At 45.0% G+C, this 12170-nt stretch carries 17 protein-coding genes; 9 read left to right on the plus strand and 8 right to left on the minus strand.

The features are described 5' to 3' along the window. Positions 1 to 25 precede the first annotated feature (25 nt). Genes IC571_RS05115 through IC571_RS05135 form a run of 5 tightly spaced genes read left to right on the plus strand, consistent with a single transcriptional unit; the run spans position 26 to position 3499 of the window. On the plus strand, positions 26 to 694 hold the full coding sequence (locus IC571_RS05115) for an amino acid ABC transporter permease (protein WP_215317720.1): 669 nt from the start codon (positions 26 to 28) through the stop codon (positions 692 to 694). Between the two features lie 39 nt (positions 695 to 733). Further along, positions 734 to 1468, plus strand: coding sequence for an amino acid ABC transporter ATP-binding protein (locus IC571_RS05120; RefSeq protein ID WP_215317721.1), 735 nt, complete (start codon positions 734 to 736; stop codon positions 1466 to 1468). Between the two features lie 4 nt (positions 1469 to 1472). Beyond that, positions 1473 to 1862: a hypothetical protein gene (locus tag IC571_RS05125; RefSeq protein ID WP_215317722.1), complete on the plus strand. Its 390-nt coding sequence runs from the start codon at positions 1473 to 1475 to the stop codon at positions 1860 to 1862. Between the two features lie 22 nt (positions 1863 to 1884). Next, on the plus strand, positions 1885 to 2568 hold the full coding sequence (locus IC571_RS05130) for a DUF3313 domain-containing protein (protein ID WP_215317723.1): 684 nt from the start codon (positions 1885 to 1887) through the stop codon (positions 2566 to 2568). Between the two features lie 34 nt (positions 2569 to 2602). Next, positions 2603 to 3499: an alpha/beta fold hydrolase gene (locus IC571_RS05135; protein ID WP_215317724.1), complete on the plus strand. Its 897-nt coding sequence runs from the start codon at positions 2603 to 2605 to the stop codon at positions 3497 to 3499. 74 nt (positions 3500 to 3573) lie between these two features. On the opposite strand, the gene IC571_RS05140 is transcribed toward IC571_RS05135, so the two are convergent. The 4 genes from IC571_RS05140 to wrbA all read right to left on the minus strand — a co-directional run bounded on the left by IC571_RS05140 (position 3574) and on the right by wrbA (position 6255). After that, entirely contained in the window at positions 3574 to 3759 is a 186-nt protein-coding gene (locus IC571_RS05140; protein ID WP_015420997.1) for a hypothetical protein, read from the minus strand. Between the two features lie 90 nt (positions 3760 to 3849). After that, on the minus strand, positions 3850 to 5268 hold the full coding sequence (locus IC571_RS05145) for an FAD-binding oxidoreductase (RefSeq protein WP_215317725.1): 1419 nt from the start codon (positions 5266 to 5268) through the stop codon (positions 3850 to 3852). Beyond that, positions 5258 to 5656 (minus strand): DUF2069 domain-containing protein, encoded by a 399-nt coding sequence (locus IC571_RS05150; RefSeq protein WP_215317726.1) that lies wholly within the window; start codon positions 5654 to 5656, stop codon positions 5258 to 5260. The genes IC571_RS05145 and IC571_RS05150 overlap by 11 nt, the downstream gene beginning before the upstream one ends. Next, positions 5656 to 6255: an NAD(P)H:quinone oxidoreductase gene (gene wrbA / locus IC571_RS05155; protein ID WP_215317727.1), complete on the minus strand. Its 600-nt coding sequence runs from the start codon at positions 6253 to 6255 to the stop codon at positions 5656 to 5658. The genes IC571_RS05150 and wrbA overlap by 1 nt, the downstream gene beginning before the upstream one ends. A 19-nt stretch (positions 6256 to 6274) precedes the next feature. Here wrbA and IC571_RS05160 point away from each other — a divergent pair, with 19 nt between their 5' ends. The 4 genes from IC571_RS05160 (at position 6275) to IC571_RS05175 (ending at position 9994) form a co-directional block, all read left to right on the plus strand. After that, positions 6275 to 7123, plus strand: a complete 849-nt coding sequence (locus IC571_RS05160; RefSeq protein WP_215317728.1) for a YhjD/YihY/BrkB family envelope integrity protein — start codon at positions 6275 to 6277, stop codon at positions 7121 to 7123. Positions 7124 to 7201: 78 nt separating this feature from the next. Continuing rightward, a complete protein-coding gene (locus tag IC571_RS05165; protein WP_215317729.1) occupies positions 7202 to 7657 on the plus strand; it encodes a CBS domain-containing protein in 456 nt (151 codons plus the stop codon). A gap of 43 nt (positions 7658 to 7700) precedes the next feature. Beyond that, positions 7701 to 8816 carry a chorismate synthase gene (gene aroC, locus IC571_RS05170; RefSeq protein ID WP_215317730.1) on the plus strand — a complete coding sequence of 372 codons (1116 nt, stop codon included), beginning with the start codon at positions 7701 to 7703 and terminating at the stop codon, positions 8814 to 8816. 14 nt (positions 8817 to 8830) lie between these two features. Continuing rightward, positions 8831 to 9994, plus strand: coding sequence for an MFS transporter (locus IC571_RS05175; protein ID WP_215317731.1), 1164 nt, complete (start codon positions 8831 to 8833; stop codon positions 9992 to 9994). A 15-nt stretch (positions 9995 to 10009) separates the two neighbouring features. On the opposite strand, the gene IC571_RS05180 is transcribed toward IC571_RS05175, so the two are convergent. The 4 genes from IC571_RS05180 to msrB form a co-directional block, all read right to left on the minus strand. Further along, positions 10010 to 10801, minus strand: a complete 792-nt coding sequence (locus tag IC571_RS05180; RefSeq protein ID WP_215317732.1) for a peptidylprolyl isomerase — start codon at positions 10799 to 10801, stop codon at positions 10010 to 10012. Between the two features lie 61 nt (positions 10802 to 10862). Next, on the minus strand, positions 10863 to 11147 hold the full coding sequence (locus IC571_RS05185; protein WP_215317733.1) for a BolA family transcriptional regulator: 285 nt from the start codon (positions 11145 to 11147) through the stop codon (positions 10863 to 10865). Continuing rightward, positions 11144 to 11692 carry a septation protein A gene (locus IC571_RS05190; RefSeq protein ID WP_215317734.1) on the minus strand — a complete coding sequence of 183 codons (549 nt, stop codon included), beginning with the start codon at positions 11690 to 11692 and terminating at the stop codon, positions 11144 to 11146. The genes IC571_RS05185 and IC571_RS05190 overlap by 4 nt, the downstream gene beginning before the upstream one ends. Before the next feature lie 35 nt (positions 11693 to 11727). Continuing rightward, the gene (gene msrB, locus IC571_RS05195; protein ID WP_215317735.1) at positions 11728 to 12141 is read right to left on the minus strand and encodes a peptide-methionine (R)-S-oxide reductase MsrB; all 414 of its coding nucleotides are present in this window, start codon (positions 12139 to 12141) and stop codon (positions 11728 to 11730) included. Between the last annotated feature and the right edge of the window lie 29 nt (positions 12142 to 12170).

Consider the following 12170-nt stretch of genomic DNA (forward strand, 5'->3'; position numbering starts at 1 on the left):
AGTCAACCAATCAAATGGTGTCAGCATGCTGAGCTTAGACTTAAGTTTCTACAACTGGGAGCTTTTCACCAGCTATATTTTGAAGGGTTTGCTCTTCAGTGTTCAGTTAACTGTTATTGCAACTGTTGGCGGAATTCTATTTGGCACATTTTTAGCCTTAATGCGTTTATCTGGTAAACCCTCTATGGCTTACCCAGCAACCATCTACGTCAATACCATGCGATCCATTCCATTGGTTATGGTGATTCTGTGGTTCTTCCTGTTAATTCCGATGTTGATTGGTCGCCCGATAGGTGCCGATTTATCAGCAACAATTACCTTTATCGCTTTTGAGGGCGCATTCTTCTCTGAGATTGTGCGCGCGGGTATTCAGTCTGTTCCCAAAGGTCAGGGTTATGCTGCGCAAGCCCTAGGGATGACATATGGTCAAAATATGCGCTTCATTGTTTTGCCACAAGCATTCAGAAACATGATTCCTGTCTTTATGACGCAAACCATTATTTTGTTTCAAGATACTTCTTTAGTCTATGCCATCGGCGCTTACGATCTACTGAAGGGGTTCGAGATTGCTGGTAAAAATTATGGTCGTCCGATTGAGACCTATATTCTGGCTGCGTTTACATACTTCATTATTTGCTTTTCACTTTCAAAGATTGTCCGCAAGGTGCAATCCAAAGTAGCCATCATTCGCTAATACTCGCCAATTTTTTTAAATAAGACTCAATAATTCATCATGATTGAACTCCAAAACGTTTCGAAGTGGTACGGTGACTTTCAGGTCTTAACGGATTGCAGCACCTCAATCAATAAAGGTGAGGTGGTTGTGATTTGTGGACCTTCGGGATCCGGAAAATCTACTCTGATTAAAACGATTAATGCTTTGGAGCCGTTTCAGGCTGGCCAAATTATTGTTGACGGCACACCTTTGCATGATCCAAAAACCAATTTACCCAAATTGCGGGCAAGAGTAGGGATGGTGTTTCAGCACTTTGAACTCTTTCCACACCTCAGCATTACAGAAAATTTGACGCTAGCGCAAATGAAAGTTTTGGGTCGCTCTGCTGATGCAGCCAAAACACATGGTCTGAAATACCTAGAGCGCGTTGGTTTGATTGCGCACAAAGACAAATTTCCAGGACAGCTATCTGGCGGTCAGCAACAACGCGTTGCGATTGCTCGTGCTTTAAGTATGGATCCGATTGTGATGCTGTTTGATGAGCCAACCTCTGCGTTAGATCCTGAAATGGTCGGCGAGGTATTGGATGTCATGGTGAAGTTGGCTAATGAAGGCATGACCATGTGTTGCGTTACTCATGAGATGGGTTTTGCACGGAAGGTAAGTAACCGGGTAATTTTCATGGATCAAGGTCGCATAATTGAAGATTGCCCTAAAGAAGAGTTTTTTGGCAACCCAGATGCGCGCTCTGATCGCGCTAAAGATTTCCTGTCAAAGATTTTGGCGGGATAGTGCTTTGAATATTCGGCGCAGTGCCATAGCTATTCTTAGTCTTTGCATTACTGCCTGCTCAGCAGCCAAGTTAGAGGCTCGATTAGAGGCCAACCCACAATGCAAGGATATTGTGAATCCTAAGACGGGCACATTAATGCCATGCCCAGGTTCTGATAAAGCTTTTTATCAATCTATTGGTCTAGTAGAGCCCACAAGACCAGCCCAAGTAGTTGCAGTTACCGCTGCTATTGCCCCAAGTTCATCTGCTTCAACATCCGAAGGTGGTAATACGCCTCCTCCAAAACAGCCTAATCAGATCAATCAGACGAATCAGTTAAGTTCGCCAACAGATTGCAAACCAAGTCTACATAAAAAGACGGGCGGTATATTGCCTTGTCCATCTCCTAATTAATATCGCTTGAATGCTAAACATAATGCGTAAATATTTTGCTCTAACCTTTACAGCTCTCTTAATCAGCTTTCTATTGGGATGCAGCAATACACCTAAGCTAGCCTCTGAGCCAATACCGCAATCTGGCTTTTTGCCAAATTACGCTTTGCTTCAACCGGTGAACATTAGTCATAAAGATACACGCATCTGGAGATACCGCAAACCAGGAATAAATCCAACAAGTTATACGGCAGTCATCTTGGATCCAATCTACTTAAATCAGAGTGCAACTAAAGAAATTAGTCCTGAGGCTATTTCTCAGGCGCAAATCGCCCTCCAAGACTCCATGGTCGCGGCAGTGAACGCACGTGGAAATATTAAGATTGTCACCAGCCCCGGTCCTGGAGTTGCTCGCTTTACTGTAGGCATCACTGGTGCTGAGAGTTCAACCGATAGCTTGCAGCCATGGAATTTCACACCCATTGGACTGGCCGTTAGTGCGGCTACCTACGCAGGTGGCGTGAATTCCAAAACACCCGCGCTACTAGTTGAAAGCAAAATTACGGATAGCCAATCTAAAGAATTGTTGGGTGAAGGCTTGGTTACAGTTCAAGGAGAGTCTTTTAGAACTGCATCTGGCTCAGTTGATTCTTTTATAGAAATGGCTAAGAAAGTAGTGCGTGTTGCAATGGAAGTTTCTGCCAACGCAACGCTACCAAATAAATAATATTGAATTTCATTCTTCGAGACTCTCCCTAGTTATGACGGTTACTTTTCCAGGTTTTGAGCAAAAACTAATTACCGTTCCGTCAGATGATGGTCCTATTGAAATAGCCTGCTTGGTTGGTGGAAGCGGGCCTGCTTTGCTACTCTTGCATGGCTTTCCTCAGACGAAAGCAATATGGCATCAAGTTGCCCCAGAACTTTCAAAATCTTTTACCGTAGTTGCCGCCGATCTTCGTGGGTACGGAGCTTCCTCTAAACCTCATGGCAAGGCAGATCACTCTACTTATTCCAAAAGATCCATGGCGCGTGACCAACATGCTGTGATGGCAGCATTAGGACATGAGCAATTTTTCGTCTTGGGGCATGATCGTGGCGCGAGGGTTTCTCATCGACTCGCAATGGATTTTCCGCAGAGTGTTCGTAAGCTCATGCTCTTGGATATTTCACCCACATTAACGATGTATGACAACACCTCAATGGCATTTGCAAAGGGATATTGGCATTGGTTCTTCTTAATTCAGCCTGAGCCTGTGCCTGAAACCATGATTGGAGCAAACCCAGAGTACTGGCTTAAGAATCACATGGGCCGTCATGCGGGGACAGGCATTTTTTCACCTGATCGCTGGGCTGAATACCTCTCTGGTGCTAGCAACCCACAAAGTATGCATGCGATGTGTGAGGATTACCGTGCCGCTGCATCCATTGATCTTATTCATGATCGCTCAGATAGACAGGCTGGTAAGAAGCTTCAAATGCCTCTTCGCTTGCTTTGGGGCGAGCATGGGCTGGTAAATCAGTGTTTTAATCCTGTATCCGATTGGCAGGCTATCTCTCAAGCGGAAGTGACGGGTAAGCCGGCGGCTTGTGGGCATTACATTCCGGAAGAGTTACCAGAGCTACTAGCCCAAGAGGCAAAAGCATTTTTTGCCTAAGGTATTGGATTCCAAAAATGAAATAACCTAAATAAATCAGTTATTTAGGTTATTTTTTTACAGATTAGGTAAGCTTATTCTGGGTGAAAGTTGTTGCTGGCCATAAAACTAATGGTGCGCTCAAATCCCAAAATACGGATGTAGCGCCAAGCAATATCGCGGTATTTGCTGTCTAAATACCCAATTGCGACCTCAGGCGTCCTCTTAGACAGATCGATCTGTTGAATTGCACGGGCCCAACGTTTAAGTCTTGTTGACATATTTGTCACCTCCATGACTCTCTAACGCCCCAAAAAGCGGCTGAGATGACAGGAAATGCAAAAAAATCTCAAAAATTGGAGTGGGACCCCTTAAATTGAAACCACTTTATGGGGGTTAAGAAGATTTTGAGGGTCTAGAGCTCGTTTTAAGCTTTTCATGAGTTCATGAGCAACTTCACCTTTATGGGCCCGTAAACCCTCTAATTTGAGCTGTCCGACCCCATGTTCAGCGGATATAGAGCCTCGATAGCGTTCGACTTGCGCATAAACCAACTCATGGATGGGTTTTTCATTTAATTGGTTGAAGCTCTTAGGCTCAGCACCCTCGGGGGCAGCAATGTTGTAGTGTAAGTTCCCGTCACCCAAATGACCAAAATTGATAATACGCACGCCAGGATATCGGGACTTAATTAAGGCATCTGTTTCGCTCATAAACTCATCTAAAGAGGAGAGTGGGATAGTGATGTCATGTTTTAAGTTGGCGCCTTCCTCGGCTTGAGCGAGGGTGATATGTTCTCGCATGTGCCAAAACGCATTCGCTTGAGATAGATTGCTAGCAATCACCGCATCTGAAATCAACCCAGATTCAAATGCCTCCTGCAAGATATCCTCTAAAAGTTGACGAACATGGGCTTCACTCTCATGATCCGACAATTCAATCAATACGGTGTAAGGTGGATTCCCTTTAAGAGGGTTTGCCATTTGCGGGAAGTGTTTTTCAGTTAGCAAGAGCGACTCATGAGTCATCATCTCGAACCCCGTTAAGAGCGAGGTAGCGCGCTTTTGGAATAGGTTGAGTAGCGCGATTGTGGAGTGGATGTCATCGACTGCTACCAATGTGGTCCATTGTGAAATCGGTAGTGGATACAGTTTCATTACAGCTGCTGTGATGATTCCTAAGGTACCTTCTGAACCCACAAAAAGATCACGAAGGTCATAGCCTGTGTTGTCCTTGCGTAGCCCCTTTAGACCATTCCAGATTTCACCTTTAGCGGTAACAACCTCAAGCCCTAGGCAAAGGTCACGAGTATTGCCGTAGCGCAACACATTGGTGCCACCAGCATTGGTGGCTAAATTTCCACCGATCATGCAGCTTCCCTCAGCTCCTAGACTTAATGGAAATAAAAATCCTTTTGCCGCAGTTGCTTCTTGAATGTTTTGCAGTATGCAACCAGCCTCAAGGGTAATGGTTTGGTTTGCCTCATCAATTTCAAGAATGGAGTTCATGCGCTTGAAATTCAAAACAATTTGATTGCCGCTTTGATCAGGCGTTGCGCCCCCGCAAAAACCAGTGTGGCCACCTTGAGGAACAATGCAAATACCATGACTGGCGCAAAGCTGGACGATCTTGGCAATCTCTGTAGAGGTGCGAGGTAAAACAACAGCCAGTGCTTTACCGGTATAACGTTTGCGCCAATCCGTTAGGTAGGGTTCTTTATCGAGATCTTTTGTTAATACGTATTGTTGGTCGATGATTTGCGTCAGCGCCTCAAGGAATTTATCTGTCATGAGGACAATCCTTATTTTGTTTTGCCAAGCTTTTCGCTGCCTTCTTGATTGGCTTTAAGTAAATCAGCAGACAAACGAAGGCGATAGTAGCAAGGAGTGTTTCTAACAAAGCAAGCCAAAAATTCGCACCACTTTCTAGAATTCGAACCAAACCTTCGGTGGCGTAGAGCAATATCAACATCGATGCCCACTGCATGGTGTAGACCTTGCCTTTCCATAAACCTGGAATTGCAAACAACAAGGGAATGCCCTTCAAGATGAGCCATGAGCCGCCAGGCCGAAGCGGAGAGATAAACCATTCCCAGACTACGCACAAAATAAAGAGGTCCACAAATGCAGCTACTGCAAGCAATTGATAGGGATTTTTATTGGCAAGGAGTTTGTGCATTATTTAATGAGTTTTAAGGCTGTCAGTGCGAGACGTTTGCCTTGGGCTTTTGCCAGCTTAGCTTCATCAGGGCTGATAGGTGCACGGCCATCTGCGTGAGCGTGATGGGTGACGCCGTATGGACTGCCGCCCGTAGTGGAAGACATGAGTTCTGGCTCGCTGTAGGGGAGACCCAATACCATCATGCCGTGGTGTAACAAGGGAATCATCATGGTTAACAAGGTAGTTTCTTGTCCACCATGCATGCTGCCAGTGCTAGTAAAAACACAGGCCGGCTTACCAATCAAGGATCCATTTAACCATTCAGAGGAGCTTCCATCCCAAAAGTATTTCATGGGTGACGCCATGTTTCCAAAACGAGTAGGGGATCCAAGTGCTAGACCAATACATTCCTTTAGGTCTGAATACTCAACATAAGGGGCGCCTTCGGATGGCACAGAGGGTTCTGAAACCTCGCACACAGTAGATACCGAAGGAACTGTTCTGATTCTGGCATTTACCCCGGGAATGCTCTCAATTCCCTCTGCTATGAGGCGAGCTAGTACCTTAGTGGCGCCATAGCGAGAGTAGTACAAAACTAAAATGTCATGTTGGTTCATAGTCTTTTATGATACGGCGATGCGTCTAATTCGTAACCCCCAATTATGGCTTTCTCTTGCAAAAGAGATCTGGGAGGGAAATCGTGACCAAAAACTCAATCAAATTGCCGCAAGTCTAGCCTACACCACGATTCTTTCCTTGGTTCCCATGATAACCATTGCGACGATTTTGATTGGTTACCTACCTAGAGTGATTCAGGTTAAGAATGCCTTTAAAACTTGGTTGCTAGATACCTATATGCCAGGGGGCATTAATCAGCAGGTGTTTATCTACTTGGACCAGTTCTCAGCTCAAGCAAGGGGGCTCACGCTTTTAGGTATTGCTGGTTTATTTGTTACTGCCATCATGACCTTGTCTGTCATTGAAAAGGCATTTAACCAAATTTTTAAAGTGCACCGCAGCCGACCTTTATTAAAAAAGGTAGTCATTTATTCAGCGGCAACATTTCTTGGGCCCATCCTACTGGGTGCAGGCATTTACTTAAGTGGCGCATTATTCAGCGCAACCGAAGGTTGGACTGAAGCGCTATCAGTTGGATTCAGTTTGATTGCTACGATTGCGCCGATTATTTTGGCAATCCTAGTATTTGCCGTTGTGTACAAGATATTGCCATACTCCCAGATTCTATGGAAGGATGCTATAACAGGGGCGTTCTTTGCTGCTATTAGTTTTGAACTCATGAAATTCGCCTTTGCCGTATTCTTGACTCACACCGCCTTCTACAAGACGGTGTATGGAGCCTTTGCGATTTTCCCATTGGCATTGCTTTGGATCTATCTGACATGGTGGATCACCCTGGCTGGAGCCGTATTGGTAGCCAACCTTCCTAGTATACGAAGTGGCATCATTAGGGTTATTCGTTACTAAAACGGAGCTCTAAAGCCTTGATTCGGTTAATGCTTGGGTCTATATTGAGCCTATATATCCACCGCACTCGGAGACAAAATGAAAGTTCGTGACATCTTGCGCGTTAAAGGCAGCACCTTGTTTACGGTTGCGCCTGAGACTGCATTGCAAACTGCAGTACTTGTGATGAGCGAACATGACATTGGCTCTCTAGTTGTCATGGAGTACGACAAGCTCGTGGGCATCTTAACTTTTCGTGAGGTGATCGCCGCTTTAGCAAAGCACCATGGAAAGTTGGATGGATTGCAAGTGCGTTCTGTCATGAATCAAAAACCGCTGACTTGTAACATGGAGACTGAAATCGATGAGGTGCGTCGCATGATGTTAGTTGATCATGCCCGTTACTTACCGGTGATGGATCAGAAAATGTTAATGGGCGTAATCTCATTCTATGACGTCGCAAAATCTGTAGTTGAGGCGCAAGATTTTGAAAACACCATGCTCAAGGCCTATATTCGTGACTGGCCTGAAGACGCAGAAAAAACGACAAATTAAGGCTTTCTAGCCTAATATTTCTGACAAATGACATAATGTTGGAATGTCAGGAAATACTCTAGGTCTTCTCTTTACCGTTACTACGTTTGGCGAGTCGCATGGCCCTGCAATTGGGGCTGTGGTAGATGGTTGCCCTCCAGGCATGTCATTGAGTGAGGCGGATCTACAGATTGATCTGGATCGTCGCAAGCCTGGCACCTCTCGCCACGTGACCCAACGCAAGGAAGAGGATAAGGTAGAGATACTTTCCGGTGTTTTTGAAGGTAAGACTACAGGCGCACCAATTGGGTTGCTTATTCGCAATACAGATCAACGTAGCCAAGATTATGGCGACATATTGCAGACATTTCGTCCGGGTCATGCTGACTATGCTTACCACCATAAGTATGGCTTGAGAGATCCTCGTGGTGGCGGCAGATCTTCTGCGCGATTAACTGCGCCGGTTGTTGCCGCTGCTGCTATTGCAAAAAAATGGTTGCGCGAACAATATGGCACTGAGTTTTATGGCTACATGAGTCAGCTTGGTGAAATTGAAGTTCCTTTTAAAGATGCTTCTCAAATTGAAGCAAATCCTTTTTTTGTCGCCAATTCAGAAATCATTCCTCAGCTAGAGGCGTACATGGACGAGCTACGCAAAGCAGGGGATTCTTGTGGGGCACGTATTGAGGTGAGGGCACGCAATATTCCCGTGGGACTGGGTGAGCCCTTATTCGACAAGTTAGACGCTGATATTGCGCACGCTATGATGGGCATCAATGCGGTTAAAGGCGTTGAGATTGGCGCGGGCTTTGCCTCTGCATCCCAAAAAGGCAGTGAACATGGCGATGAATTGTTCACCGATGGTTTTGCCTCAAACAATGCAGGCGGAACCTTGGGCGGGATTAGCAGCGGGCAAGATTTGCGCGTATCCATAGCAATTAAGCCAACCTCTAGCATTATGAGTCCCAAGCAATCGATTGATTTACAGGGAAATCCTATAACCGTTCAGACCAAGGGTCGTCATGATCCTTGCGTTGGTATTCGTGCAACGCCTATTGCTGAGGCTATGCTTGCTCTAGTATTAATGGATCATGCATTACGTCACCGTGCGCAATGTGGCGATGTCAAATTGAATCTCAAGCCGATTCCTGCTGCGAGACCTGGAACAAAGCGCGATTAATTGATTTCATATAAATGACGCCGGTACTTCGCTGGGCCTTCGGGTCCTTTTTCTTTTTATATTTCGCTTATGTAGGCTTGGTATCCCCATATGCAAGCTTGTTCTTTTTAGAACGCGGCTTCAATGTCATTGAAATTGCGGCATTGATGTCAATGCTACAAATCACCCGTATTGTGGGTCCATTTAACTGGGGTTGGCTATCGGATTACTTATCGAATCGTATCGGCATCATTCGTGTATGCGCTTGTTTAGCAGCCTTAGTGTTTTTATGTATTTTTTATTTGCAAACCTATATTGGCTTCTTCGTATGGATGTTTGTGTTGCACACTATTTTGAGCAGTCAAATGCCTTTGGGTGAGACGGCAACAATTCATGCGCTCTACAAGGACAATTCATTTGATAAACGCTACGGACGCCTTAGATTATGGGGTTCTATTGGCTTTATTACGATGGTGCTCATAGCCGGTGAGTTATTTCAACGCAAAGGAATTGAGCTTTATCCCTATGTTGGCACAGTGATTCTTTTTGCTCTTGCGGCAATTACTTTTTGTCTTCACGAGCCAAAAATGGAACGACGCAAAATGGTGAAGGGTGAGTTATTTGCGGTGTTACTAAATCCTGATGTACGTTGGTTTTTGGTATCTGGATTTTTTATGATTTTTGCTCATGCCTCTTTATATGTTTTTTATTCTCTCTACCTAGCCAATCTTGGCTACGATAAATTTCAGATTGGCTTATTTTGGGCTTTAGGTGTTGCTGCTGAAGTTCTCTTTTTCTATTTCCAAAATAAGATGCTCAGTCGAATTGATTCAGAGATCATTCTTCAAGGTGCCTTTGGTGTAGGGGTAGTGCGATTTGCTTTGATCGCTTTTTTCCCAACAACCTTGGTTCTGATTATTGCTCAACTGATGCATGCCGGTACGTTTGCCGCGCACCACAGCGCTGCAACTAAACTTTTGCAACGCTGGTTTACGGGACCCTTGCAGGCAAGAGGTCAGGCAATTATGGCGACCGTCTCGTACGGACTAGGCGGGACTATTGGTGGGTTATGTGCAGGCTGGATATGGGATCTGTTTCAGCCAAGAGATGTTTTTGTGATGTCTGCGTTAGCTTGCGGCTTAGCAGGTATGGCGATTCAAAAATTGCGTCCTCGCCGATACCCGCCTAGAAAAACATAATTACGATCGACTGGCTTATTGAATTTTTGCTTTTGAGCGAAGCTTCTGCATCATTTCTGCGAACTTGGCTTTTTGCCAGTTTTGGTCTGAGGCAATCATTTGTTTTAGTTCCGCCTTGAGATCATCGAAGCTAGGCGCTTTCATATCTCGGGAATCAACCATTTTGATAATGTGCCAACCAAATTGAGATTTAACTGGTTTATCGGTAACTTGCCCATTTTTGAGCTGCACCATTGATTTTGAAAACTCTGGCACAAGCGATTTTTCGGTAACCCAACCCAAATCACCGCCATTGGGTGCGGAGCCTGGGTCTTTTGATTTGGCTTTCGCGATATCCTCAAAATTTCCGCCTGCTTTCAGCTGCGCAATGATGGATTTCGCATCAGCTTCTTTTTCTACCAAGATATGCTCGACATGGTATTCCTTGCCAGTGTATTGATCCTTGACGGAATCATAAGCAGCCTTTAGTTCAGCCTCAGTAACACCTTCTTTTTCAACATAATCTTCAAAGACTGCGGCAACCAAAATACCCACTCGCGATTGCTCTAATTGTTCGCGCACGGATTCTTTTTGAATTACACCACGCTTATCCGCCTCTTGCAAAATGAGCTCTTTAGTAACGAGCATTTCACGGGCTTGATCACGAACCTGTGGGTTGTCAGGCTGACCAGATTTCTGAACCAATTTATCAAGCTGAGCCTTGGGGATCGATTTGCCATTCACAATGGCGGCATTTTGTGAGAATGCGGATGTGGAAGCGAGGGCGACTAGAGCTGCAATAGTGAGAATATGACGATTTTTTAACATGGTGACCGAGAGATTGAGTGATTAAGCGATTAAGTAGTTAATACAGGAAGTGTAAAGCAGCCTAGAGGCCCGCTTCTTGAGGTGTCAAGGCGGAGATAGTTAAAGCATGGATTTCCTTGGGAATATGGCGATTCAAAGCGGCATAAATGGCTCTATGGCGTGCCACAGATGAGAGGGAATCAAATTCAGGGGCTACTATACTCAGCTTGAAGTGACCGCCACCACTAGCTGCACCAGCATGACCGGCGTGCAGGTGACTCTCATCCTCAATAGTCAATCGATGGATTGAGAAGGCTTTTTCAAGATCCAGCTTGAATAACTTTATGCGCTCTTCATTGGTGTTCATGATTCTGAATGCTCCATATGCTTTGACAGCCAAACACCTTGTGCAATTACGAATACTATTAGCAAGCCCGTGCTACCAAATAGTTTGAAGTTAACCCACGTATCTTCGGAATATTCAAATGCAATGTATAGATTTAGTGCGCCCATGACAAAAAAGAATGCAGACCAAGCAAGGTTCAGCCGATGCCATACAGAATGCGAGCGTTCTGCTTTTAGCGTGACTTGCTTTCCCATCAGCACTTGAATCCAGTTCTTATTAAAAAATTGAGCGCTAATCAACAGGGCGCCAGAGAATAGCCAGTAAAGAGCGGTGGGCTTTAGTTGAATATATGTTTTGTCATGCAAAAAAATCGTTAAGCTACCAAAGACAATGATCATGACCAGACTTACCCATTGCATAGCATCAATTTTTCGGTGTCGATAGTAGACCCAAAGAATTTGTCCGATAGTGGCCACCATTGCCACGATGGTTGCTGTGTAGATATCACCAAACTTAAAGGCAATAAAGAAGAGAATGATAGGGAATAGGTCGAATAAAAATTTCATGAATAGATTATCTAGTTGGACGTCTTTATTGCGGGTTAATCAGGTTTGTGAGCATTCTGTGCATTATCACTCGGCTCAAAGTTAAGCGAAGCAGAATTGATGCAGTAGCGTAGGCCTGTTGGCAGGGGTCCATCATCGAAAACGTGTCCAAGGTGGGCATCACAATTGGCGCATCTCACCTCGGTGCGAATCATGCCATGCGAGGTATCCCGAATTTCTTTAATGACGGATTCTTCTTGAGGGGCGTTATAGCTTGGCCATCCACAACCAGCGTCAAATTTGGTGCTCGACAAAAAAAGAGGGGTTCCGCAACAAACACATGAATACTTGCCCTGAGTCCAATGGTCCCAATATTTACCGGTAAAAGGTCGCTCAGTGGCGGCCTCACGTGTCACGCGATATTCAATATCAGTCAATATTTGCTTATATTCAGGATCTGTCTTTTTCATGGATAACTCTCAAGGATTGCTTAACACCT

Source organism: Polynucleobacter sp. MWH-UH2A (genome assembly GCF_018687195.1).
GTDB lineage: Bacteria > Pseudomonadota > Gammaproteobacteria > Burkholderiales > Burkholderiaceae > Polynucleobacter.

What these genes read in the sequence shown, in the direction of transcription:
- IC571_RS05115 (WP_215317720.1), top strand. Translation starts at nt 26, where the DNA reads ATGCTGAGCTTAGACTTAAGTTTCTACAACTGGGAGCTTTTCACCAGC.
- IC571_RS05120 (WP_215317721.1), top strand. Translation starts at nt 734, where the DNA reads ATGATTGAACTCCAAAACGTTTCGAAGTGGTACGGTGACTTTCAGGTC.
- IC571_RS05130 (WP_215317723.1), top strand. Translation starts at nt 1,885, where the DNA reads ATGCGTAAATATTTTGCTCTAACCTTTACAGCTCTCTTAATCAGCTTT.
- IC571_RS05135 (WP_215317724.1), top strand. Translation starts at nt 2,603, where the DNA reads ATGACGGTTACTTTTCCAGGTTTTGAGCAAAAACTAATTACCGTTCCG.
- IC571_RS05140 (WP_015420997.1), bottom strand. Translation starts at nt 3,759, where the DNA reads ATGTCAACAAGACTTAAACGTTGGGCCCGTGCAATTCAACAGATCGAT.
- IC571_RS05145 (WP_215317725.1), bottom strand. Translation starts at nt 5,268, where the DNA reads ATGACAGATAAATTCCTTGAGGCGCTGACGCAAATCATCGACCAACAA.
- IC571_RS05150 (WP_215317726.1), bottom strand. Translation starts at nt 5,656, where the DNA reads ATGCACAAACTCCTTGCCAATAAAAATCCCTATCAATTGCTTGCAGTA.
- wrbA (WP_215317727.1), bottom strand. Translation starts at nt 6,255, where the DNA reads ATGAACCAACATGACATTTTAGTTTTGTACTACTCTCGCTATGGCGCC.
- IC571_RS05160 (WP_215317728.1), top strand. Translation starts at nt 6,275, where the DNA reads ATGCGTCTAATTCGTAACCCCCAATTATGGCTTTCTCTTGCAAAAGAG.
- IC571_RS05165 (WP_215317729.1), top strand. Translation starts at nt 7,202, where the DNA reads ATGAAAGTTCGTGACATCTTGCGCGTTAAAGGCAGCACCTTGTTTACG.
- aroC (WP_215317730.1), top strand. Translation starts at nt 7,701, where the DNA reads ATGTCAGGAAATACTCTAGGTCTTCTCTTTACCGTTACTACGTTTGGC.
- IC571_RS05175 (WP_215317731.1), top strand. Translation starts at nt 8,831, where the DNA reads ATGACGCCGGTACTTCGCTGGGCCTTCGGGTCCTTTTTCTTTTTATAT.
- IC571_RS05180 (WP_215317732.1), bottom strand. Translation starts at nt 10,801, where the DNA reads ATGTTAAAAAATCGTCATATTCTCACTATTGCAGCTCTAGTCGCCCTC.
- IC571_RS05185 (WP_215317733.1), bottom strand. Translation starts at nt 11,147, where the DNA reads ATGAACACCAATGAAGAGCGCATAAAGTTATTCAAGCTGGATCTTGAA.
- IC571_RS05190 (WP_215317734.1), bottom strand. Translation starts at nt 11,692, where the DNA reads ATGAAATTTTTATTCGACCTATTCCCTATCATTCTCTTCTTTATTGCC.
- msrB (WP_215317735.1), bottom strand. Translation starts at nt 12,141, where the DNA reads ATGAAAAAGACAGATCCTGAATATAAGCAAATATTGACTGATATTGAA.